This is a genomic window from Streptomyces sp. NPDC001933, assembly GCF_042890955.1.
GTDB lineage: Bacteria > Actinomycetota > Actinomycetes > Streptomycetales > Streptomycetaceae > Streptomyces.
Genome location: NZ_JBIASS010000113.1, coordinates 1 through 1,913, shown reverse-complemented (window position 1 = coordinate 1,913; position 1,913 = coordinate 1). Strand labels below are relative to the sequence as shown.

Below are 1,913 nucleotides of genomic sequence, written 5' to 3'. Positions count from 1 at the left end.
CGGACACAAGACGCCGGATGCCTCCCTCGTTCCGAGCTAAACCATGCCTGACCAGCAGAAAACAAGCGATCACGTTCGGTTGAGATACGGCTTCTGATGGGGGTGTTTGAGGTGCCAGCTGGACATCTTGCGTTTGATGACGCGGGGGTTGGCGCGTGGTCGGCGGGGCGGCAGGAGTCGTTCCAGCAGTTCACTGCTGATGTGGGAGAGGGCCCGTTTCAGCCGTGAGGGGGGAAAGTGCCGCCTGGTCGGTGACGTGACGGCGGGCGGCGTTCAGGGTGCGGGTGAAGGAGATCCGGTCCGGGTCGAGACCGGATTGGTGGGCGGTGTCGTGGATGACGTCTCTGAGGGCGTGGTGGACCAGGAGGAACCAGTAGATCTCCTGCTCGACACCGTCCGGGTATTGCGAGCGCAGGACCAGTTGGCGGCCGCCCTGGTGGGTTTTGATCTCGTCGAGGGTGTTCTCGATCTCCCACCGCTGGTGGTAGAGGGCTGCCAGTTCTGCTGCCGGGGCCTGGTCCGGATCACAGACGGTGGTGATGAGACGGTAGACCGTGCCGTCGTCTCCGTCGAGTGTGTACTCGATCACCCGGACCGGGGCCGGGTCACGGTGGGCACGGTCATCGGCGGCCGCGATCCGGGACAGGTAGGAGCCGTCACCGAGCTGTTCAAGGACCGGGAGCACGATGTTCTTGCGGACCCGCCACAGAAGGTCGGCGCCCGTGCCGGACGAGGCCCGCCACAGTTCGAAGCCCGTGATGCCCCGGTCTGCCATCATCAGCATCCCGGGCCCGAGCCGGTCCAGCAGTCCGGGGACGAGGTGCTGTTCGTGCACGGTGAGCGGACCGGTGGCCGCGGCGAACACCGCATGTGTCCCGCACTCCACCAGCGCGGCAACTCTCACCTGCGGATACGCGCTCCGCTGCTGTCCCCGGCCCGAGCCGGGCCGGCCGAAGAAGTTGGCGTTGGCTTCGGTGTCCGGGACATCGAAGACCGTGCCGTCCCCGGCGACCAGCCTCCACCGCCGGTACCAGGAACCGGCCGTCTCCCTGGTCGCGACCGGCTGGCACACCCGCTCGAACAGCACCTTCAACGGCTCCGGCCCCAGCCGCCGACGGGCCCGGCCGATCGCCGCGGTGGTCGGCACCCTCCACGGCTTCTCCCATCGCCGCACCCGTTCCAGACCGTGAGTCAGCAGCCTCGCAACTTCCTCATAACCCTGCCCGGAGAACAGGCACATGGCGAGCACGAAATAGACCACGACCCGGGCCGGCAGCAGCCGCGACCGCTGTTCCACACGCCCGCACTCCGCAACCGTCTCATCCACCAGCCCGGGCGGAAACACCTGAGTCAGCAAACCCAGGGCAATCCGGTCCGACAAACGCTCACACGACGACTTCACCTGTCCAGGCCTCGGCACACCACAACCAACGACACATCACCACCAAAGTCACTGGTATTGGCCCTAACCCCAACCATGCACGAGCTCGTAAGACGGTGTCCTATGTGGTGATCGCTCGCTGGGCTGTTCATGGGGCGGGATACGTGGAGTTGGATTGTTCCGGACGGGCTGTGGGAGATCGCCCGGCCCGCTTAATTTCGGGCCGGGGATTTTCTTTGCTGTCGGTACCGTCGGCCCTCTGGTTTCAGTCCCAGCGGTCCTGGTTGATGAAGCGGCTGAAGCCCCGCCAGGAATTGGGTCCCATCGCGCCGTCGATGGGACCGGTGTAGCCGTGTACGGCGGCCAGTCGTTGGACCGCGGCCCAGGTGTTCGGTCCGGGTACGCCGTCCACGGGCCCGGTGTAGCCCCAGTCACGCATGTTCCGCTGGAGCGCGGCGTAGGTGTTGGGGCCCGGGATCCCGTCGATCGGGCCGGTGTAACCGGACTCGATCCGCAGCCAGTTCTGTGTCCG

The 1,913-nt window shown here is 66.3% G+C and carries 2 protein-coding genes; both read right to left on the bottom strand.

Going from position 1 to position 1,913, the window contains the following annotated elements:
• Positions 1-190: 190 nt before the first annotated feature.
• Complete coding sequence (locus ACFYY7_RS45625; protein WP_388672371.1) at positions 191-1,420, bottom strand: IS4 family transposase; 1,230 nt, start codon at positions 1,418-1,420, stop codon at positions 191-193.
• A 226-nt stretch (positions 1,421-1,646) separates the two neighbouring features.
• The coding region (locus ACFYY7_RS45620; RefSeq protein ID WP_388672368.1) for a peptidoglycan-binding protein at positions 1,647-1,913 on the bottom strand (267 nt) is incomplete at its 5' end.